Genomic DNA, 22,553 nt, shown 5'->3' on the forward strand with positions numbered 1-22,553 from the left:
TCACTCAAGAGAATCTCACATGAAAAAAGTCCTCATCTTAGGCGTCAACGGCTTCATCGGCCACCACCTGTCCAAGCGTATCCTGGAAACCACCGACTGGCATGTCTACGGCATGGACATGAACACGGACCGCATCACGGAATTGCTGGAAGATGACAACTACAAGTCGCGCATGCACTTCTTCGAAGGCGACATCACGATCAACAAGGAATGGGTCGAGTACCACGTCAAGAAATGCGACGTGATCCTGCCGCTGGTGGCCATCGCCACGCCGTCGACCTACGTCAAGCAGCCGCTGCGCGTCTTCGAACTGGACTTCGAAGCCAACCTGCCCATCGTCCGCTCGGCCGCCAAGTACGGCAAGCATCTGGTCTTCCCGTCGACCTCGGAAGTGTATGGCATGTGCCATGACGAAGAATTCGACCCGGAAAACTCGGAACTGATCTGCGGCCCGATCAACAAGCCGCGCTGGATCTATTCGAACGCCAAGCAGCTGATGGACCGCGTGATCTGGGGCTACGGCATGGAAGGCCTGAACTTCACCCTCTTCCGTCCATTCAACTGGATCGGCGCGGGCCTCGATTCGATCCACACGCCGAAAGAAGGTTCCTCGCGCGTGGTGACGCAATTCTTCGGCCATATCGTACGCGGAGAAAACATCTCGCTGGTCGACGGCGGCGCGCAGAAACGCGCGTTCACCTACATCGACGACGGCATCGATGCGCTGATCCGCATCATCGCCAACAAGAACGGCATCGCCAGCGGCAAGATCTACAACATTGGCAATCCGACCAACAACTATTCGATCCGCGATCTGGCCGGCATGATGCTGACCCTGGCCGCCGAATACCCGGAATACGCCGAAGGCGCGAAACACGTGAAAATCGTGGAAACGACCTCGGGCGCCTACTATGGCGCCGGCTACCAGGACGTGCAGAACCGCGTGCCGAAAATCACGAACACCTGCGAAGAACTGGGCTGGGCGCCGACCACCACGATGGCCGATTCCCTGCGCAATATTTTCGACGCCTACCGCAGCCAGGTAGCCCAAGCCAAAGCCCTGATGGATTAATGTTGAGCAAGCCGTTCCTGACCCTGAAAATCGACGTCGATACCTATCGCGGCACCCGCGAAGGCATGGGCAATCTGGTGCGCATGCTGGCCGCGCACCAGGCCAAGGCCACCTTTCTGTTCTCGCTGGGCCCCGACCACACGGGCTGGGCCCTGCGGCGCGCCTTGCGGCCCGGCTTTTTCAGCAAGGTGTCGCGCACGTCGGTGGTCGAACACTACGGCTTGAAAACATTGATGTACGGTACCTTGCTGCCGGGACCCGATATCGGCAAGCAATGCGCGGCGCAATTGCGCGCCGTGCGCGATGCCGGTTTCGAGTGCGGCATCCACACCTGGGATCACACCCTGTGGCAAGACAACGTGGCCAGGCGCAACGCCGCCTGGACCATCAACATGATGCGCAAGGCCGCCAATCGCTACGAGCAAGTGTTTGGCGCCAAGCCGCACACGCACGGCGCGGCCGGCTGGCAAATGAACGTCAGCGCCTTTGTCGAACACGACACGGCCGGCTACCGCTTTGCCTCCGATGGGCGCGCCATGCTCGACGCGCGCGGCGCCATGGCGCAGCCGTCGCAAGGCCCGCACCGCGTGCGCAACGGCAACACCATCCTGCAATGCGTGCAACTGCCCACCACCCTGCCCACCCTGGACGAGCTGCTGGGCTGCGAAATCGACGGCAAACTGATCACCACCGGCAATGTTGCCGCGCACATCCTGTCCTTGACGGCGGACAATCCGCGTGATCACGTGTATACCTTGCACGCGGAACTTGAAGGACAGAAACTCGCCCCCATTTTCGAACAGCTGCTGGCTGGCTGGAAAGCCCAGGGCTACCAGTTTGCGGCGATGGGCGATTATTATGAAAAGATAAAAGAGTCGGACTTGCCCGTGTGCCCCATCACCTGGGATGAGCTGCCCGGGCGTTCGGGACGCCTGATTGTGCAGGGCAAAGCGGCCTGAATGCTGTATTGTTGCATCTGGATGCGTTGCCAGATTAAAAAAACAGCGCTGATGATCACCGTTCAGGAGAGAACCTGTGGCTGATAGCCAATCCCTCGTTAGCATACCCGACTTTAGCGCCGCCATGACCAGCGGCAAAACCTTTCAATTGCTGGGCCGCCCGGCCAAGGCCACGGTGCTGTTTTTCTATCCGAAGGACAACACCCCTGGCTGCACCACTGAAAACATCGCCTTCCGCGATGCCTATCCGCAATTTGTCGCCGCCGGCGTGGAAATCTACGGCGTCAGCCGCGATTCCCTGCGCTCGCACGAAAGCTTCAAAGCCAAGCTGGAGCTGCCATTCGAGCTCATTTCCGACCCGGACGAAGCCGTTTGCCTGCTGTTTAACGTCATGAAGATGAAACAGATGTACGGCAAGACGGTCCGTGGCGTCGAGCGCAGCACGTTTGTGATTGACGCCCAGGGCCGATTGGTGAAAGAATGGAGAGGCGTGAAGGTCGCAACTCACGTGGAAGAAGTGCTGGAATTCGTAGCGCATCTGAATTGATCGTCCATGTTGATCCAATGCGTGTTGCCGGCTTCCAGCGAGCCTAGTTCAACCGCAGTTCAGTTCACGGTACCTATCGCCATTTTGAGTCAACGAAGCGCCTCCACCCACTCCGCCAGGCGGGCCTGCAGCCCGGCTATGGCGTCCATGACCGGCCTTGCTGCCGGCCTCCCGGCAGTTATTCGTCCTGTAGCATTGTTGTTCCCCTCGCATCCCCCCATGAGAAGTGCCGCCAGAAGCTGGCTGCCCATGGGAGATTCATTCCAGAAATTTTTTGATTGAGATCCTGATGCCACTGCCAAAATTACCGAGCAAGCCAGCCACCATCCTGGCCACCCAAGATTACCCAACCGCAGGCGCAGCGCGCCCGGCCACCAAAACCCCGGCAGCCAAGAAAGTGGCTGCACCGATCATTGAAGCGGCAATCGCCGACGTCGCCAAACCGGTCCGCAATGCGGCCACGAAGATCAAGCAAGTGGCGGCCCTGATGGTCGCCAAGCCGGCGCCTGCGCCAGCCGTCGCCGCGCCTGCGGCCGTTGCTCCTGCGGCGAAAGCCAAGCCTGCGGCAAAAAGCAAGGTCACGCCGATCAAGTCCGTCAAGCAAGCCGAGCAACCGCACCCGGCCAAGCACAAGCCTGTGGAAGTCCAGCTCAAGTCGTCCGCCAGCCGCGCCGCCGACCAGCGCGGCATCAGCAAGCTGTTCGTGCTCGACACGAACGTGCTGATGCACGATCCATCGTCGCTGTTCCGCTTCGAGGAACACGACGTGTATCTGCCGATGATGACCCTGGAAGAGCTGGACAACCATAAGAAGGGCATGACGGAAGTGGCGCGCAATGCACGCCAGGTCTCGCGCACGCTCGACGCCCTGATCAGCAACACGGACGACGACGCCATCGAACACGGCATCCTGCTGTCCAAGCTGGGCAACAAGGACGCCAAGGGCCGTCTGTTCTTCCAGACGCGCTTGCAAAGCGCCGACCTGCCGGCTGGCTTGCCAGTGGGCAAAGCCGACAACCAGATCCTCGCCGTCGTGCGCTCGCTCGAGTCGGAACAGGAAGGCCGCCCTGTCGTGCTGGTGTCGAAAGACATCAACATGCGCATCAAGGCGCGTGCCCTGGGCTTGCCGGCCGAAGATTACTTCAACGACCATGTGCTGGAAGACACGGACTTGCTGTACTCGGGCATCGTGCAATTGCCGGACGACTTCTGGAACAAGCATGGCAAGGACATGGAATCCTGGCAGGAAAGCAAGAACGGCTACAGTTCGACGTTCTACCGCGTGACGGGCCCGTTCATTCCATCCTTGCTGGTCAACCAGTTCATCTATCTGGAACCGAAAAACGGCGAAACGCCGTTCTACGGCCAGGTGAAACAGATCAACGGCAAGACGGCCGTGCTGCAAACCCTGCGCGACTTCAGCCACACGAAGAACAATGTGTGGGGCGTGACGGCGCGCAACCGCGAGCAAAACTTCGCGCTGAACCTGCTGATGAATCCGGAATGCGACTTCGTCACCCTGCTGGGCCAGGCCGGTACCGGCAAGACCCTGCTGGCCCTGGCCGCCGGCCTGGCGCAAGTGCTGGAAACCAAGCTCTACAATGAAATCATCGTCACCCGCGTGACGGTGCCGGTCGGTGAAGACATCGGTTTCCTGCCAGGCACGGAAGAAGAAAAAATGTCGCCATGGATGGGCGCCTTCGACGACAACCTGGAAGTGCTGAACAAGTCCGACTCCGATGGCGGCGAATGGGGCCGTGCGGCAACGCAAGACCTGATCCGCTCGCGCATCAAGATCAAGTCGCTCAACTTCATGCGCGGCCGCACCTTCGTCAACAAGTTCCTCATCATCGATGAAGCGCAGAACTTGACGCCGAAACAGGTGAAGACCCTCGTCACGCGCGCCGGTCCCGGCACGAAGATCCTGTGCCTGGGCAACATCGCGCAGATCGACACGCCATACCTGACGGAAGGCTCGAGCGGCCTGACCTACGTGGTCGACCGCTTCAAGGGCTGGACCCACAGCGGCCACGTCACCCTGGCCCGCGGCGAGCGTTCGCGCCTGGCCGACCACGCCAGCGAAGTACTGTAAATCGTAGCGGGCGGCGCGAGCCGCCCCGTCATTCGAAGCCCCGGCTGCAGCGATGCAACCGGGGCTTTTTTCATGTGCGCAGCTTTTCGTGGCGGCATGTTCTAATACCGCTCCTTTCTTTCAGGAAACCATATCCGATGGCTCCCGCCCTCCAGTTACTGCTCTGTTTCATCCTTTTCATGCTGATCCACATTTCCGTCATGGCCGCGTGCGCCCGCGCTATGGGCATCACCGTGCGCAGCATCAGCTATGGCGTGGGCCCGACTTTGCTGACCTGGGGGAAAGTGCACGTCAAGCTGCTGCCCCTGGCCGGCAATGTGGTGCTGAAAGATACGCGCGAGGAAACCTTGTATGACGATGATCGCTGCCTGGACGCCTATAACTTCCAGCCGCTGTGGAAGCAGGTGCTGCTGCCATTGAGCGGCGTGGGAGTGCTGCTGGCCTTGTCGCTGGGCATCCTGGAAGCCTCGGGCTGGGAGCGCTTTGCCGCTGCCTTCGGACAAATCATCCACGGTGCACTGGCACCGTTGTCGACGGCGCAGGCATTGCTGGGTGATGGAGAACGGTTTGTCCGCACGCACGGCTTTGCGCTCGTGTTCGCCCTGTTCTCGTTGAAACTGTGCGCGTTCAACCTGCTGCCGTTTGCCGGCCTGAACGGGGGCCAGGCACTGCTGGCCATCGCGCGCGGCGGCAAGCCGTACGTGGCGTGGGAAGAAACGGCGACAAAATGGCTATTGCTGCCGGGGCTGGCGATCTTGCTGGCGTGGGTGGTCGCGTTCGGCTGGTATGGCTGGAAAATCATGGCTACCTAGGCCGCTGGCGCTATTATTTTTTGGACACTTGTCGTATGCTCGCACCACCGTCTTGACGCCCCCGGCAAAGGAGCTGGCATTTTCTCATTCGACACTTGTGGCAAACACCTGGCCCTGTGGGCCATCCGCGCCTACCAGCACTACCTGTCACCATGGAAGGGGTTCTCCTGCGCCTACCGCGTGCTCACGGGACGCGACAGCTGTTCCGCCTACGGCGACAAGGTCATCGCGCGCCACGGCTTGCGCGCGGGCCTGCCTTTGTTGCAACGCCGCTTGCGCGCCTGCGGCGAGCGGCATCGCCAGCACCTCGCGCTGCATCCGCAGGCGCGGCGCAGTGCGCGCCGCCAGGCACAGGCAGGGTATTGCGATTGCGACATACCCATGGTCGACTGTGCCTGCGACTGCGCCGACGTGGCCAGCCTGGCTGATTGCTCCCGGCCGGGCCGAGGCAAGACATGGTTTCGCAACGACTATGCAGCCAGTGCCGCACTGAAACGGCAGCAGGAAGAACACCGCAAGAAGATACGGCAGGGACAGACCCCGGAAAGCTGAAATTTACACATATAAATGAAATATTCATTCATGAAATGAATAATACCCATTATCACTGTGAATTGGCCTGAAGAGAAACGGCGGCCTATACTCAAGCCGTCTCCCCTACTCTGCTTCCCATGCACACCCAGCTCAGCCCGCATACATCGCGGGCTTTTTGTTCCCGGCAATTGCCGTTTCGTCTTTCCCCTCTTAGCGATCACCGGCCCCGTGTTTCCCCGCCAGCCCAATCCCAAACCGGGAGCACAGCATGATCGTGCGCGAGCGTCCGTCGGCGCTAAGGCTGTTCCTCGTCGTACGCGGCTCCGTCCTGCCGCGCATCCGCATCACGCTGATCGTCAATACCCTGATCGCCACGCTCGTCACCTGGTGCCACGGCACCCTGTTCGACCACAAGGTGATCCTCACGACCATCCCGTTTACCCTGATCGGCTTGCCGCTGGCCATCTTCCTCGGCTTTCGCAACACGGCAGCCTACGACCGCTACTGGGAAGCGCGCAAGCTGTGGGGAGAACTGGTCTTGCGCAGCCGTAATTTCTCGCGCCAGTGCCAGACCATGATACGCAGCGACACGCCGGCCCACGCCAGACTGGGCCTGGAAGACGTGCGCGTGCGCATGATTTACCGCACCATCGCCTTTTGCCATGCGCTGCGCCACCAGCTGCGCGACACGCGCGGACCTGCCGACTTGCAGCCGCTGCTGCGCCCGGCCGAATGGGCAGCGGCCTGCAGGGCGGCGAACCCGTCCGACTACCTGATGCTGCAGATGGGTCACGACCTGGCCGACTGCGTCCGCCAAGGCCGCATCGACAGCATCCTCGCCACGCAGATCGATAACACGGTCTCCGCCATGGTGGGCGCAGGCGCTTCGTGCGAACGCATCCGCAGCACGCCGATTCCGTTTTCGTATTCGCTGCTGCTGCACCGCACGGCCTACCTTTACTGTTTCCTGCTGCCCTTTGGCCTCGTCGATTCGCTCGGTTTCATGACGCCGTTCGTCGTCGCCATCGTCGCCTACACCTTCTTTGGCCTCGATGCGCTGGGCGACGAGATCGAGGAACCGTTCGGCGAGGATGCCAACGATCTGCCCCTGTCGGCCATGTGCCGCGCCATCGAAATCAGCCTGCGCGAATCCGTGCAGGACGACAATGTGCCGCCGCCCATGCAAGCCGTCGATTTCCTGCTGAATTGATTCCTGCGGCAGCTTTCCCCTTGACCTTACCATCGGGGGAAGGCTTACAGTGGACACACTTAACCATTGAAGGAGTGCTTGCCATGTACCAGTTACAAGTTGAAAACATGAGCTGTGGCCATTGCGTCGGCTCGGTCACGAAAGCGGTGCAAGCCATCGATCCGCAAGCCCAGGTGCAGATCGACCTGGCCAGCAAGCGCGTCACGGTGGAATCGCCCGCCGAACTGGGCGCCATCAGCGCGGCCATCGTGGAGGCGGGCTTTCCCGTTACCAGCGCGCAATAAACCACACGCACACAAAATAGCCGGCCTTTGCGCCGGCTGTTTTTTTATCCGTCCAGTTCGGGGTAATTGCGGAAGATGCCGTCCTGGTTAAATGGGATTCTGCGCTTCGAGCGCAGGTAACGGGCAATGTTCGGCCGCGCCGCCACGGCATCGTGCAAGTCGGACAAGGCGGAATATTCGGGCGCAAGACGCGCCATGGCTTGCGGAAAGGCATAGCGCAAGCCGGCCAGCATCTGGAACAGCGACAGGTCGCCATACGTGAGTTTTGACCCCACCAGATACTGACCCCGGCTGTTCAGCAGCACTTGCGCGAAATAATCGAGAAACTTGGGCAAGCGTGCTTCTCGGAAATCCGCGCTGCGCAGCAGGGCTGCCTGTTTTTGCTCTTCGTAATATTGATTCACCGACAGCGGATGGTGCGTGTCGTGCACTTCCGTCAGCCAGTCGGCCATCGTCAGTTGCAGCTGGTTCAGCCACAAGCGGCCGCTTTCCGCGCGCGGCGCCAGGCCCAAACGCCGTCCCAGGTAGAACAGGATGTTCGTCGTCTGGCCGATCAGCAGCTCGCCATCGCGCAGCACGGGTGGCGCGTAGGCCGCGTGCGGCGTGCTGCCGCCGTCGAGGCAGGCCAGCATGGCGGGAACGCCCCGCCCCTGGCGTTCAGGCAAACGGGCGACGTCGCGGTACTCGGCGCCTGCCTCTTCCAGGGCCAGCCGGATGAATTCGCCGCGCCCCTGTATCGTGGGCCAGTAGTACAGTTCAAACGCCATACCCACCTCCGTCGATTTACCTCAATGGCAACATGCTGTCGCTTCCGTATCGCCGGCCAGGCCCAGGCTTTGCAGGATGGGGCAATCGGGCTTGTCGTCGCCGTGGCACGATTGCGCCAGGTGGGCCAGGGTATCGCGCATTTCCGTCAGTTCGGCGATACGCTGATTCAAGTCCGCCACGTGGGCCAGGGCGATGCCTTTTACGTCCGCGCTGGCGCGCTGGTCGTTTTGCCACAGCGACAGCAGTTCGCGGATCTGCTCGAGCGAAAAGCCCAGGCTCCGCCCGCGCTTGATGAAACGCAGGGCGTGCAAGTCATTCGGCGTGTAGATGCGGTAACCGGCGTCGCTGCGCGCGCTGGGTTTTAACAAAGTAATGCTTTCGTAATAGCGTATCATTTTTGCCGATACGCCCGTTTCGCTTGCCGCTTGGCCGATATTCATCCTATGACTCCTTGGTATGCGCACTGCGGGCTTTCCAGCGGCGCAGCAACAGGGCATTGCTGATCACGCTGACCGAACTGAAGGCCATCGCCGCGCCCGCCACCATGGGGTTGAGCAGGCCGAAGGCGGCCAGCGGAATGCCGATCAGGTTGTAAATGAAAGCCCAGAACAGATTCTGCCGTATCTTGCTGTAGGTGCGGCGCGAGATATCGATGGCGTCCGCCACCAGGGCCGGATCGCCGCGCATCAAGGTAATGCCGGCCGCGTGCATGGCCACGTCCGTGCCCGTCGACATGGCGATGCCCACGTCGGCGGCCGCCAGCGCGGGCGCATCGTTGATGCCGTCGCCCACCATGGCCACCTTCGCGCCCTCGCCTTTCAGCGCGACAATCTTAGCGGTTTTATCGGCCGGCAGCATTTTCGCCGCCACCGTGTCAATGCCCAGCAACTGCCCGACGGCGTCCGCGCTGCCCTGGTTGTCCCCGGTCAGCATCACCGTCTGGATACCGAGGCTATGCAAATGGGCAATGGCGGCCTGCGCGTTCGGCTTGACCTGGTCGGAAAAGGCGAACAGCCCCAGCAATTGCGTGCCCGAGGCCAGCCACGAAATCGTGTTGCCCGTGTTTTCCAGCGACAAGGCCTGTGCCGCCAAAGGCGTCATGTCTACATTCAATTCCTGCATCAGCCGCGTGCTGCCCAGCTTCAACTCCAGGCCATCGACGTGGGCCGCCAGGCCGCGGCCCGGCAAGGCCGACAGGGCCGTGGCTGGCAAGGGTTCGATATGGCGCGCGGCAGCCGCATCGAGCACGGCCGTAGCCAGGCTGTGCTCGCTGCCGCGCTGGATGCTGGCCGCCAGTTGCAACAGGCGGGCATCGTCGATGCCGTGCGCATGCAGGGCTGCCAGCGCGGGTTTGCCCACCGTCAGGGTGCCTGTCTTGTCGAACACGACGGTATTGACGGCGTGCGCCACTTCCAGCGCTTCCGCATCCTTGATCAGGATGCCGTAACGGGCAGCCACGCCGGTGCCGGCCATGATGGCCGTCGGCGTGGCCAGGCCCAGCGCGCAGGGGCAGGCGATGACCAGCACGGCCACGGCATTGATGATGGCGTTTTCCAGCTCGCCGGTGGCGAACCACCAGCCCAGCATGGTCAGCAGCGCCAGCACCAGCACCACGGGCACGAAAATCGCGCTGACCTTGTCGACCAGATGCTGGATCGGCGCCTTGGCCGCCTGCGCATCTTCCACCAGGCGGATGATGCGCGACAAGGTCGTCTCGCCGCCCACGGCTTGCGTGCGCACCAGCAACAAGCCGTCGGCATTGATGGCGCCGCCCGTGACCTTGTCGCCCGGGTGCTTATCGACGGGCAAGCTTTCGCCCGTGATCAGCGACTCATTGATCTGGCTGGCGCCTTCCACCACGACGCCATCGACGGCCACCCGCTCGCCGGGACGGATGACCACCAGGTCACCCACTTTGACTTGTTCCACGGGCAGATCGATTTCCACGCCGTCGCGGCGCACGCGGGCCGATTCCGGACGCAAGACTTGCAGCGCGCGAATGGCCGAGGCCGTCTGGCGCTTGGCGCGGCTTTCCAGCCATTTTCCCAACAGCACCAGGGTGATGACGACGGCCGACGCTTCAAAGTACAGGTGCGGCAGCATTTCGCCCGCCGTCAGCCACTGGTAGACGGACAGGCCGTACGCGGCGCTCGTCCCCAGCGCCACGAGCAGATCCATATTGCCGCTGCCGGCGCGGGCCGCCTTCCAGCCCGCCTTGTAGAAACGCGCGCCAAAGTAAAACTGCACGGGTGTCGCCAGCGCGAATTGCAGCCAGCCGGGCAACATCAGATGGATGCCGGCCCATTCGAGCAGCATGGGCAACATCAAGGGGAAAGCCAGCACGGCAGCGAACGCCACTTTCATGCCGTCGCGATTCGGCGCCACGGCGGGCGCGCTGGCCTGGCTGGCGGCGGGCACCCTGGCTTCATAGCCGGCCTTGCCGATGGCCGCGACCAGGCCAGCCGCATCGGCCTCGCCCGTCACCTTGACGCGCGCGCTTTCCGTGGCCAGGTTGACGCTGGCGGCCAGCACGCCAGGCACTTTCAGCAAGGCTTTTTCCACCCGGCCCACGCACGAAGCGCACGTCATGCCGGCAATGTTCAGGTCGATTTCGCGCTGCGCCACGCTGTAGCCGGCCTTTTCCACGGCAGCCTGCAAGGTGGCCAGCGGAATCGGCGTGCTGGACGTGACTTTGGCCATTTCCGTGGCCAGGTTGACGCTGGCCTGGCTCACGCCGGGCACGGCGGCCAGGGCCTTTTCCACGCGGCCCACGCACGAGGCGCAGCTCATGCCTTCGATGGCCAGCGCCTGCGCATGCGCGGCGGCGGGAGGGGAAGCGGCGGGAGCGAGTGCACTCTGGTTCATGGCAGATCCTGTACGAAAGATTGACTAATAAGGTCAGGATCTGCTATCCAACGATGGGAAGGTCAAGCCCTATTTCAAAGCAAACAGGGGCCAGTCCAAGAAATCTAGCGCACCACGCAGTCGATGGCGGCAGGCTTGGTGCCGCCTGCAGGACCGCCGCCGCTTGAGGCCGATGGCAAAAAGGCCGGCGGCAGCGTGAACTGCAGGCCTGGATTGACGGGCAACAGGGCGGGAGGTTGCCGGAAGTTGGGTGTGTAGCCAAACTGGCCCGGGGCAAAGTTTTGCGAGCCCACTGGATTCGTCACATGAATCATGCCGTCGATCACGTGCACATACAGGCCGGGAGCCATTCCCTGCCCTGCCGATGACGGCGCCGTCGGCAGCGGCGCCGAGGGAGCAACATAGCTGGCAACAAACGTCGTGCCGCGGATGCCGATGGTGGCAGCCGGCGTCTTCATCTCGAAGCGTTCCTTGTTGCGCTTGCCCAGCAAGCCCGTGACGGAGCGCAGGCCGCCCTTGAGCAAGCTGAAGATGGCGTGGTCGCCGTCGGGCTGCTCGGCCGTGTAGCTGAATTGCTCGATCACGAAACTGGTATTCGGTTTCAAGATGATTTCGCTATTGTCGATCAGCTTGATCAAGGCATAGGTTTCCTTTTCCGTCAGCAAGGTATCGCCCTGCTCGACCTCGGACTTGATGGCCAGGATTTTCACCTTGCCGTCCATCTTCTTGGCCATCAGCGGACCGCTCAATTGCATCACCGTGCCGGCCACCTGTCCGGCCCAGGCGTGCGCGCCCACGCACATCAAGGCCAGCCACAACAAGGCCTTAATTGCAGTACATTTTTTTAGTAGGTTCATCGAATTTGTATCCTGTTGGTTTATCTGTGGCACCGGCAACCTCCTTGCTGTCTTTCTTTTTATCGTCAGCCGTGGTGGGCGAAGTCGACGCGAGCGCATCATTGGCGCGGTCGGCTTGCTTGATGATGCGCAAGGCATCGTCGATGGCCGCGCTCGTGACGGTGTCGATCACGGGCTTGTCGATGGTCGTGGCGGGCAGGAAGATGGCGTCCGCCATGTTCACCGCGCCATTCGGTGCCAGCAGGGTCACGCCGCTGCGCTGGCGATTGACGCGCACGCCCGCGTCGCCCGTGATGCTGCCCGTTTTCGCCAGCACGCCGATGCTGCCCGCTGCCGGCAAGGTGACGCTGGCCGTGTCCGCAAAGCGCACATTGGTCCCCGCGATGGCGCTGAAATTGCCGGCGCCAGCGATAGTCGCATTGCCGCCGACGCGGATATCGCCGCCAGCCACCACGCTGATGTCGCGCGCGGCGGCCAGCTGCGCACCATCGCCCAGCAGCACGTCCGTGCTGGCATTGAGCGTGATGTCATTGCCCGCGATCTTGCCGTTGACGGTGACGGGGCTGTGCGCCGTCACGCTGACGTTGCCGCCATTCGCATTGATATTGCCAGCCGCGACGCCGCCCGTATTGTCGATGGCGATATTGCCCGCGCCCGTGACCAGCGTTCCCAGGGTCAAGGTGCCCGGCGCCGAGGTATTGTTCAGCGCAATGCCGCCCCCTGCGCTATTGCTGGCGGTAAAACTGCCCACCTGGTTGCCAGCATTGCCCAGCACGATGCCATCGCGCGCTTGCGCAGCCACGCTGCCGGCGAGCAGCGCGCCGTCCTGGGCGATGGCGCCGTTCAAGGCGCTCAGCTGTACGGTGTTCGCCGCCAGGCTGGCGAAGCGCAAGTCGCCAGCCGCTTGCGTGATGGCCAGCTGGCCCGCCAGCCGGATGGCGCCGGCAGTCTGATTGAAGCTGTTGGCGATGAGCAGGTTGCCATTGCCGCTCAGCAGGCCGCCGCCCTGCGCATAGCGGTCCGCCGACAGGCTGCCGTTCAGCAGCAAGCTGCCGCCGTTGATTTCCAGACCAGCCAGGCCGCCCAGCACGGAGCGGTCCAGCGCGCTTTCACCCAAGGTCAAGCTGCCGCCCGTCAACAGCAAACCCGTCGCCGAGTTCAGGTTTTTCAGAATGGTGTTGCCGGCCGCCGCGCTGTAGGTAACGGTGCCCTTGCTATTGCTAAAGTCGACGGCCAGCACGTTCGAGCCTTCCGGCACCACGCCGCCGTCCCAGTTGGCCGCATCGCTCCACAGACCGTTGCCGCTGCCGACCCAGGTGGACAATTGTTTTTGTGCAATCGATGCCTGCGCCGTGCCGCCCGTCGTCTCCAGGGTATAGTTGCCCGCATCGGCGCCCGCCAGACGGAAGCCGCTGGCCGTCACCAGTTTTCCGGCACCCGCGTTCTTGTCGGCAAAGCTGCCGCTGCCGCCCACCACGCTGACCACATCCTGACCCAGCACGCCGTTCGCCGACGCGCTGACGGTGGCGGAAGTCGTGCCGTCATACACCTTGCCGGCCGCGCTCACGCCTGCCAGGGTCAGGCTGGCGGGCGTGATACTGGCCAGCAAGCCTGTCGGCAAGACGATAAAATAATTGCCCGCATCGGCGCCCGTCACGGTCGCGCCGCTCAGCTGCACCGCCTTGCCGGCACCCACGTTCTTGTCCGCAAAGTTGGCGACTGCCGAGGCAGTCAAGATGTCGCCGGCGACACGGTCATCACCCAGGCTCAGCTGCGCAGCCGTCGTGCCATCGTAGACCTTGCCGCCCGCCACGCCGGACAGGTTCAGCGCGCGCGCACCAATGTCGGACGTGGTGCTGCCAGCATTGCTGCTCAGCACATAGTTGCCTGCATCGGTACCGCTCACGCCCACATTGCTTACATTGACGGCCTTGCCGGCACCCGCATTCTTGTTGCCAAATGCGGCATTGCCCGCCACCGTCAGGACGTCGCCCTGGATACGGTCGTCGCCAAAGCTCACCTGCGCGCCGGTCGTGCCGTCATACGTCTTGTTGACGCCATTAAAGCTCACGTTCAGGGTACGTGCCGCGATATCGGCCGTGGTGCTACCGACATTGCTGCCCAGCATATAGTTGCCCGCATCGCCACCGCTCAGCGCCACATTCGTGACATTGACGGTTTTTCCAGTCCCTGCGTTCCTGTTGCCAAAGGCGGCGCTGCCGCTCACGCTCAAGGTATCGCCCTGGATGCGGTCGTCGCCAAAGCCGACTTGCGCGCCCGTCGTGCCGTCATACGTCTTGTTGACGCCGTTGAAACTCACGTTCAGGGTACGCGCCGCGATATCGGCCGTGGTGCTGCCAGCATTGCTGCCCAGTACATAGTTGCCAGCATCGCCGCCGCTCAGCGCCACGTTCGTGACATTGACGGCCTTGCCGGTGCCCGCATTCTTGTTGCCAAACGCGGCATTGCCCGCCACCGTCAGGACGTCGCCCTGGATACGGTCGTCGCCGAAGTTCACCTGCGCGCCTGTCGTGCCATCGTAGGTCTTGTTGACGCCACTGATATTGACGTTCAAGGTGCGTGCCGTGATGTCGGCCGTCGTGCTGCCAGCATTTCCATTGAGCACATAGTTGCCCGCATCGGCACCCGTCAGGTGGCCGGTCGATACCTGATAATCGACCGTTTTGCCGGTGCCGACATTCTTGTCGCGGAAGCTGCCCTGCAAGCCTTCCATGCCGACCTGGTCGCCCGTCGCGAGACCTTCGAAGTAGCCGTTCAGGGCCGCCTGCAAGGTACCGTCGTAGACGCGGCTTTGCGCACCCGAGACGCCATAGTTCAGCAGGCGCGCCGTGATGGCCGCCGTACCGTCCGCCGTCGTCGCGGTCAGGCTGTAGTTGCCCAGTTCATTGCCGACCAGGGCCAGGCCGCTGGCGTGCACGGCCTTGCTGCCGCCCACGTTCTTGTCGAGGAAGGCGGCGCTGCCGCTGGCGCTGATGTTGTCGCCCGTCACCAGATTGCCCAGCACGAAACTGGCGCCGTCGTAACCGAGTGTGCCGTCATAGACCTTGCCGTTGCCGCCGATGCTCACCGTCAGCGCGCGCGGCGTGATGGCGAAGGTCGTCGTGCCGCCCAGGGTGATGTCGTACTTGGTCGACCAAAGGCCCGTCGCCGCATAGCTGCCCACGTTGCGCGCATTGCTGCCGTAGCCGAGGCTGCCATTGACGCCCGTGTCGCCATCAAGCAATCCCACATAGCCGATCGAGCCGAGGAAGGCGGCCAGCTGGCCATCGTAGACCTTGCCTGCGGCGTTGCCCGACAGGTTCACTTGCAGCGGCTTCAGGAAAGCCTTCAGCATCGGCGTCGTATAGCCTTCGTAGATGCGCCACACGCTGCTGAAATTGTAGTCGTTGAAGCTGGCCTGCTGCCGCATCTGCGCCGTACTGAGGCCGGTGGAGCCGCCGCCACCGGCCTGCACCAGCGACGTTTCATAATTGAAAAAACCATAGCTGAACGGGGAGCCGGCGGACACGCGGCCGGCCACCGCGCCCACGTCCGCATAGCCGTCGCCAGTCACGGCGCCGCTGCTGAAGACATGGCTGACGCTGCCCGTGCTTTCACCGACCAGCCCGCCCATGTTTTCCCTGGTCAGGATGGGATCGGCAGTGGCGGCCCGGCCCACGGCGCCGCTGGCGTACGCATCGTCGATGCTGCCGCCGTTCAGGCCCACCAGGCCGCCGATGCTGCGCGCGCCGCTGACATTGCCGGTGGCATAAGACTGGCTCAACGCGCCCTGGTTGTTGCCGACCAGGCCGCCGATCATTTCACGCGCGCCCGTCACCACGCCGGTGGCATACGAAGTCGCGATGCTGGCGCCGGACGCATTCCATCCCGCCAGGCCGCCGATGGCGCCGCCGCCATCGGCATTGACGCCGGTGACGGCGCCGCTGCTGCTGGACATGGTGACGGCGCCGCCGTTGCTGCCCACCAGGCCGCCGACATTGCGCTGGCCGCTGACGGCCACGCTGCTGTTCACGTTCTCGATAGTGCCGCTGACCACATTGCCGGCCAGCGCGCCCACGTTCGCCGTGCCGGCGACGCTGCCGCCGCTCAGGATCAGGTTGCGCAAGGTGCCGCCCTGCACGGTACCAAACAGGCCTGCCGCCGAACCTGGCACTTGGCTGCGGTCGATCACCAAATTGCTGAGCGTAAATCCGCCGCCATCGAACACGCCGGAAAAACCGCTGCCGCCGCCAATCGGCACGAAGCCTTGGCCATTGTTCCAGTTCACGGTGCCGCTGGCGTCGAGATTGCCGGCCAGGCGATAGTTGTTGCCTAGACCCAGGCTGGCAATGCCTTGCAAGCCGTAGATATCGGCGATCAGGTAGGGCGAGGAGGCGCCGTCGCCGCCGGTCACGCGCAGGAAGCTGGCGCCGCTGCCGATGGCAAAGCTTCTGGCGCTAAATCCTGGCAAGGCCGCCCCGTTTTGCACCCAGTTGCCGCCGTCGAGCACAAAGCTGCCGTCCACCGTCACGGCGCTTGTGGCCGTGATGGCGGAACCTGAATTGAGGTGCAGGTCGCCAGCCCTGGCAAGCGTATCCGATATCCGTATGCCAGCCGTGTTCGTGCCGTCGCCGATGGTCAGCGATGCGGCCGAGATGCCGGCCAGCTCGACCGCGTTCAGGCCGAGGGCTGTGCCCGATTTGGTGCCCAGGTCGATGCTGCGCGAACTGCTCAGCGGCTTGATGATCACGTTCGCGCTGCCGGCCGTGCCGCCAAAGTTGAGCTTCCCGTTAATGCCGATATTATCTGCCTGCAACGTCACTGTTTGGCCAACGTTACCGCTACCGAACAACTGGTCACCGCTGCCGGTCAGGTCGATAGTGCCGTCCTGGATATTGCTGGTCAGGGCCAGATTTCCGCTGCCCACATTGACCACGCCAGCACCGCCCACGCTGGCACCGGACAGGGCAACGCTGCCGCCATTCGTGCTGATCGGCGCGGCCAGGTTGACAATCGAACCGGCACCGTAAGGTGTGCCACTGCTGGCATCGTTGGCCAGCAGCGTGACGCTACCGCCGTTGGTGGTGATCGATGAGTTGACGTTGATCGTCTCACCCGCCCTGGCGGTCAAGCCTATGCCGGACTGCGTCATACTGATGGCGCTGTTGAAATTGATGCGATGCGTGGCTTGCAGCATGACATTGCTGCTGGCGCCGGAGATGAGGTCGGCGCCGATGTTGCTGCTGCCGGTGGCCGGCGCGTCGGCGAACTGGTCCACGTCGCCCAGCTGGCCGGCGCCGCCGGCCACCACATTGATATCATACGGATCAAGCAGCCAGTTGCCGCGCTTGCCACGCGCCGCGCCCGTATTGACGCGGATGCCGTCGACGGCCAGGTAGTGGCCGGACGTTTCCACGACACCGCCGTCGCCGCCTTGCGCGCCGCCGCGCGCGGAAATGCTGCCGTGCACCTGGGCCGATTCATTACCCCAGGCGATGACCTTGCCGCCATTGCCGCTGTCGATGCCATCGGCAGCGACGCTGGCATCCTTGCCGACGAGCACTTGGCGCGCATTCTGCACGGCCGCGTTCTTGCCCTGGTAGTCGCCGCCCAGCAAGACCGTGCCGCCGCCCGTGGCGCCGCTGGCGTCGACCTTCGCATTGCCCAGCAAGCCCACCTGCTCGCCCAGCACCTGGATGTCGCCGCCTTTGCCCGCCGCGCCCGTGGCGCTGGTGACGCTGCCCGCTTCGAGCAGCGCCTTGCCGCTGGCCTTGAGCACGATCTTGCCATGCTCGCCGACGACGGCGCTGTTGGCATTGAGCACGCCGCGCTGGCTGACCAGCGCGCCGGCCATGCCGATGCTGCCGCCCTGGGCGATGATCTGGCCCAGGTTCAGCGCCTGGTCGCTTGGTGCCGAGACGAGCACGCGCAATTGCGGATTGCCGGGGTCGGCCAGCTGCACGCTGCGCCCGGCCGCCAGGATCACTTCGCCGTTCGGCGCCGTGATGATGCCCGTGTTTTCCACGTTCGGCGCGATCAAGAGCACTTGCCCGCCCTTGCCCGCATTGATGGTACCCGCATTGCCGACGGCGCCGGCCACGCCGCCGGCCGTGAACTGGCGCTTGCCCGCCAGGAAATCCTCGTTCGTCATGCCCAGGCTGGACGCGACCAGCCCGTTCACGTCCACTTTCGCGCCCTGGCCGAAGACGATGCCGTTCGGGTTGATCAGGAAGACCTTGCCGTTCGATTCCAGGCTGCCCAGGATCTTGCTGGGGTCTTGTCCCGTGATGCGGTTCAGTACGGCGCTATTGCCGTTTTGCTGGATGAAGCGCGTGATTTCGCCCGCATGGATGGAAAAGCTCTGCCAGTTGATGATGGTGTTGGGCGTGTTCGTGATCGAAAAGATGTTGCCCTGCTGATTGAACGTCGCTTGGCCGTTGACCACCTGCGGCAAGGCGGGGTTGGCTTGCGCGGCGCCGAAACAGCCGGCCAGCAGCAGCGCCAGCGCCGTGCGGCGCAGGGGCGGCGCATAGGGTGGCGTCAGGATGAAAAGGGAGGCGTGCTGGACGTGGTTGTGCATGGTGTTCATCCTGATGCTAGTAGGCCAAGGCGAGGCGGAAATGCAGGCGGTTGGCGCCCCGCTGTCCCGTGTCGCCGCCATTGACGACATGGGCGTAATCGAGTTGCAGGTTGGCGTAGCGGCTCAGCAGCAAACGCAGGCCGAGGCCGCCGCTGCTGACGCCTTGCGACGCGCTTTCGCCGGGCAGCGCATGGTTGCGGCGCAGCCAGGCCGTGTCATGGAAGGCCAGCGCGCGGCATTGGAAGCCGAGCGCCTCGCCGCACCAGTTCGGCGTGTACAGTTCCAGGTTCAGGTTGACGCCCGAATCATTCGATACTTCGCGCTCGGCGAAGCCCCGCACGGACGACGCGCCGCCGGCGCCGAACTGCTCGCCCGGCACCAGCGCATCCGGCGTGACTTGCGCGTTGACGAGCGCGCGCCACTGCCAGTCGTTGGCCAGCACGCGCCCCGAGCTGGCGCTCAGGCGCAAGGTGTTGTAGGCGGCCTTGGCATGTGCGCGCACCCGGTCGAAATCGGCTTGCGCGCCGTGCTTGCCGCCGGGGATATTGTGCGCGAAGGTGACCGCCACGCTGGTCTCGCCCGTGGGCAAGGTCCAGTTGCCGATGTAGCTGACGCTGAGCGGATGCACGGTGACGTCGGCGCCCAGTTCCATGCCGAACAGCTGCACGCTGTTGCGGTACGCCTTGTAGTCGACGCCGTACACGAGCTTGGGTTCGAAGTCGCCGCTGCGGGCAAAATTCTGGTTGTAGCGGATGCCGGCCATGCTGCCCTGGCCGCTGACGGCCAGGTCGAAGATGCCGGCCGAGACGCTGCCCGAATCGACGTTCGAATAACTGGCGAAAAAGTCCATCGAGTCGCCCAGCGCATACAGGGGCAAATGGTAGCCGGCGCCATACACGCCCACCTTGTCCGGTTTTTCCAGGCTGCTCGTGTATTGCAGGCTGGCCACATGGTCGAGCCCGAACAGGTTGGCATGCTGGAGCACCACGCCCACGTGCGTCTTGCCCGTTTGCGCATTGCCCGTATTGTCCACGTTGAGCATGGCTTTCCACGGCTTTTCATCGGCCACCGTGACGATGGCGTCGATGGCGCCCGCCGGCTCGTCGGCTTGCAAACGCACTTCGATCTTGCGCGCCGGGTTTTCATTGGCCAGCCTCAGATTTTGCGACAGGGCCGGCAGGTTCGGCGTCTCGCCTTCGCGCAAGGCCGGCAAGGCGCGCCGCACGTTGGCCTCGTCCACATGCGTGTTGCCGCTGATGGCGAGCTTGCCCAGCGGCGTTTGCAGCACGTTCAGGCGCACCACGCCCTGTTCCAGTTCCTGTTCCGGCAATTGCACCTGCACGGCGCTGTAGCCGCGCTCGCGGTAGGCCGTTTCCAGCGCCTCGACGGCGCGGGCGATGTCGGAAAAATCGCGCTGCACTCCCGTAAAAGGCGCCAGCAAGGCTTGCACCTGCGCGGGCGCGAGCAGGGTATTGCCCTGGACGTCGAAGCGGCGGATCTCGAAGCGCGGCACGCCGTCTTCCTGCGCGGCAGGAGCGGCATCATCCATAGGAGCGGCAGCGCCGGCGGCGCCGACGGCGAACAGCAGCGCGGAACCCGCAAGCAGGTGCACCAAACGATATGTCATGTGAAGGATTTCTTGTGTAACAGGACAAGCGCGCGGCCCGCAGGCGCCAGCGTGTCCGGCAATGGGTTGAAGACAAATTTTAGACGGCTTTTAGTTTCCAGTCAGAAATTTCTAACATTTCTCCCTGATTTTTATCGCAACGCAACAAACAGCGCGCCCACGATGGTAAAAAGTGCCGCAACGGCCGGCCTATTTGCTGTGCAATTCCGTCACCCCATCCCAGCCGGCGGACGGCGGCGCATTGCGGTACTGCGCCAGGCGCGCCGCGTACAGGCGGTACAGGCCATCGTCGGGGAAGTCCGCCTGCAAGCTAGCCAGCTGCGCGCCCGCCGCCGCCCAGTCGCGCGCGCGCAGACTGGCCAGCGCCGCGTGCCAGCGCTCGAGCTGCGCCAGCTCGGCGGCAGGGGCATCGGCCAGCAGGCAGCGCGGCTCGAAGATGGCCACCGCTTCCTGCTTGCCGACCACTCTGACGCGGTCCAGCTCGCGGTACAGGAAATCCGGCGCCGCGGCGCGCGTGGCCTCGCCCACGACGATGCCCACGCCATACAGCTTGCTGGCCCCTTCCAGGCGTGCGGCCAGATTGACGCTGTCGCCCATCACGGTATAGGCGCGGCGGATGCGCGAACCCATGTCGCCCACATGCATGGGCCCCGTATTGAGGCCGATACCGATGCGCAGCGCCGGCCAGCCGCGCGCGCAAAACTGCCGGTTCAGCCGCGCCGCGCTGGCCTGCATCAGCAGCGCGCTGGCCACGGCGCGGCTGGCGTGATCGCCAAAGGCGACGGGCGCGCCCCAGAACGCCATCACGGCGTCGCCGATGTATTTGTCCAAGGTGCCGCCATGGCTGTCGCGGATATCCTCCGACATGGCCGTCAGGTATGCATTGATGTATTCGCGCAGCGCGGCCGGCGCCAGCTGCTCGGAAATGGCCGTGAAACCGCGCACGTCGGCAAACAGCACCGTCAGTTCGCGGTTTTCGCCTTCCATCGTGTAGCGCTGCGGATCGTCGGCCATCTCGGCCACCAGTTCGGGCGCCACATATTCGCCGAAGCGGGCCACCAGCGCGCGTCCCTTGCGTACCTCGAAAAAGTAGCCCCACGCCAGGTTGGCGATGAACAGCGCCAGGATCAGCAACAGCAGCACGGCGCCGCCCAGCACCAGGTCGTGCACGGCGTACAGGTACAGATTGATGCCGACGGCGGCCGCCAGCGCGCCCACGGTGGCCAGCATCACGCCAGCCGGCGGCAGCACGGCCAAGGCGCCCGCCAGCAGCAGGCCAAACAGCAGTATCTGCACCAGCTCCAGGGCCAGCGCATAGTCGGGCCGCGCCTTGAAGCGCCCGTCGAGCATGGACTTGATCAGGTTGGCGTGCACCTCCACGCCCGGATATTCGGCATTCACGGGCGTGGCGCGGATATCGTTCAAGCCGGGCGCCGTCGTGCCCACCAGCGCGATGGCGCCCTTCAGCAGCGCCGGCGCCACCGTGCCGGCCAGCACGTCGGACGCCGAGACATAGCGGAAGGCGCCGCCATCGGGGCCGCCCGCGCCGCGGTATTGCACCGTCGTCGTCAAGGCTTCGCCCACGGGGATCGCCAGCGCGCCGCGCGGCGTAAACAGCATGATGTGTTCGAGGCCGCCGCTGGCCAGTTCGCGCGCCGAGAGGGTATCGGCCGTGCCCGTGAAACGGGGAGCGATGGCGCGCGCCTGCAGGTAGACGGCGACGGTCGCCAGCGACAGCGACGGGTAATAGCCGTCGCCGATGCGCTGCAGCAGGGTCGAGGAACGCACGACGCCATCGGCATCGGTCAGCGCCGTGAAGATGCCGGCGCCCTGCGCGGCCGCCTGCAGGGGCGCGATATTGGCTTCGTAGCCGCGCGCCACGTAGGCCGTCACCGTGCGGCCGTTCAAATCGGCGACCGTGAAGGCGGGTTTGGGCAGCACACCCTTGCGCTGCTGCTCCGAGACGCTGTAGCCGAGCACCACGGGCTGGCCGCGCATGGCCTCGGCGAACAGGCCATCGTAGTCCATGGCCGGGCGCAGCTTTTCCAGCTGCGCCGGCAAGCCGGGCACGCCCGCCAGTGCGCCATGCGCCAGTCCTTGCAGCACGGCGTAGCCGGAACTGGTGTCCGCTTCGGGAAACGCAATATCGAAGCCCAGCGCGGCCACGCCGTAATGGCCGGCGAGCTGGCGCACCAGGCGCGCCTGGACGTCGCGGCTCCACGGAAAGCGGCCCACCTTGGCCAGGCTTTGTTCGTCGATGTCGACGATGACGATGCGGCGGTCCAGCTGCGGCGTCTCGGCACGCATGCGCCAGTCGCCCAGCATGGCGTCCAGGCGCGCGATGTT

At 63.9% G+C, this 22,553-nt stretch carries 15 protein-coding genes; 8 read left to right on the plus strand and 7 right to left on the minus strand.

Annotated elements, in window-relative coordinates; genetic code table 11:
* Positions 1-19: 19 nt before the first annotated feature.
* The 8 genes from CLU90_RS11215 to CLU90_RS11250 all read left to right on the plus strand — a co-directional run bounded on the left by CLU90_RS11215 (position 20) and on the right by CLU90_RS11250 (position 7,510).
* A complete protein-coding gene (locus CLU90_RS11215) occupies positions 20-1,072 on the plus strand; it encodes a bifunctional UDP-4-keto-pentose/UDP-xylose synthase (protein ID WP_070290550.1) in 1,053 nt (350 codons plus the stop codon).
* Complete coding sequence (locus CLU90_RS11220) at positions 1,072-2,031, plus strand: polysaccharide deacetylase family protein (protein WP_100427948.1); 960 nt, start codon at positions 1,072-1,074, stop codon at positions 2,029-2,031. Before CLU90_RS11215 ends, CLU90_RS11220 begins: the two co-directional genes overlap by 1 nt.
* A 76-nt stretch (positions 2,032-2,107) precedes the next feature.
* A complete protein-coding gene (locus CLU90_RS11225) occupies positions 2,108-2,578 on the plus strand; it encodes a peroxiredoxin (RefSeq protein ID WP_092710554.1) in 471 nt (156 codons plus the stop codon).
* A gap of 289 nt (positions 2,579-2,867) precedes the next feature.
* Positions 2,868-4,670 carry a PhoH family protein gene (locus CLU90_RS11230; RefSeq protein WP_092710557.1) on the plus strand — a complete coding sequence of 601 codons (1,803 nt, stop codon included), beginning with the start codon at positions 2,868-2,870 and terminating at the stop codon, positions 4,668-4,670.
* Between the two features lie 137 nt (positions 4,671-4,807).
* Positions 4,808-5,482, plus strand: coding sequence for a site-2 protease family protein (locus tag CLU90_RS11235; RefSeq protein WP_100427949.1), 675 nt, complete (start codon positions 4,808-4,810; stop codon positions 5,480-5,482).
* Positions 5,483-5,596: 114 nt separating this feature from the next.
* Positions 5,597-6,034: a membrane protein insertion efficiency factor YidD gene (gene yidD / locus CLU90_RS11240; protein ID WP_269800060.1), complete on the plus strand. Its 438-nt coding sequence runs from the start codon at positions 5,597-5,599 to the stop codon at positions 6,032-6,034.
* Between the two features lie 250 nt (positions 6,035-6,284).
* Positions 6,285-7,226, plus strand: coding sequence for a bestrophin family protein (locus CLU90_RS11245; protein ID WP_100427951.1), 942 nt, complete (start codon positions 6,285-6,287; stop codon positions 7,224-7,226).
* Between the two features lie 83 nt (positions 7,227-7,309).
* Entirely contained in the window at positions 7,310-7,510 is a 201-nt protein-coding gene (locus tag CLU90_RS11250) for a heavy-metal-associated domain-containing protein (RefSeq protein ID WP_034750458.1), read from the plus strand.
* A gap of 44 nt (positions 7,511-7,554) precedes the next feature.
* Here CLU90_RS11250 and CLU90_RS11255 read toward each other — a convergent pair whose 3' ends face one another.
* From CLU90_RS11255 to CLU90_RS11290, 7 genes are all read right to left on the minus strand, one after another.
* On the minus strand, positions 7,555-8,277 hold the full coding sequence (locus CLU90_RS11255; protein WP_198511196.1) for a glutathione S-transferase: 723 nt from the start codon (positions 8,275-8,277) through the stop codon (positions 7,555-7,557).
* Between the two features lie 21 nt (positions 8,278-8,298).
* Positions 8,299-8,718 carry a Cu(I)-responsive transcriptional regulator gene (cueR, locus tag CLU90_RS11260; RefSeq protein WP_092710574.1) on the minus strand — a complete coding sequence of 140 codons (420 nt, stop codon included), beginning with the start codon at positions 8,716-8,718 and terminating at the stop codon, positions 8,299-8,301.
* A gap of 1 nt (position 8,719) precedes the next feature.
* On the minus strand, positions 8,720-11,143 hold the full coding sequence (locus CLU90_RS11265; protein ID WP_100427953.1) for a heavy metal translocating P-type ATPase: 2,424 nt from the start codon (positions 11,141-11,143) through the stop codon (positions 8,720-8,722).
* Positions 11,144-11,247: 104 nt separating this feature from the next.
* Positions 11,248-12,000, minus strand: coding sequence for a FecR family protein (locus tag CLU90_RS11270; protein WP_232731165.1), 753 nt, complete (start codon positions 11,998-12,000; stop codon positions 11,248-11,250).
* Entirely contained in the window at positions 11,969-18,580 is a 6,612-nt protein-coding gene (locus CLU90_RS29275) for a YDG domain-containing protein (protein WP_157808805.1), read from the minus strand. Before CLU90_RS29275 ends, CLU90_RS11270 begins: the two co-directional genes overlap by 32 nt.
* Positions 18,581-18,596: 16 nt before the next feature.
* The gene (locus CLU90_RS11285) at positions 18,597-20,207 is read right to left on the minus strand and encodes a ShlB/FhaC/HecB family hemolysin secretion/activation protein (protein ID WP_100427954.1); all 1,611 of its coding nucleotides are present in this window, start codon (positions 20,205-20,207) and stop codon (positions 18,597-18,599) included.
* Positions 20,208-20,396: 189 nt separating this feature from the next.
* Positions 20,397-22,532, minus strand: coding sequence for a CHASE2 domain-containing protein (locus CLU90_RS11290; RefSeq protein WP_442906740.1), 2,136 nt, complete (start codon positions 22,530-22,532; stop codon positions 20,397-20,399).
* Between the last annotated feature and the right edge of the window lie 21 nt (positions 22,533-22,553).

This window comes from Janthinobacterium sp. 67, assembly GCF_002797895.1.
Taxonomy (GTDB): Bacteria; Pseudomonadota; Gammaproteobacteria; order Burkholderiales; family Burkholderiaceae_D; genus Janthinobacterium.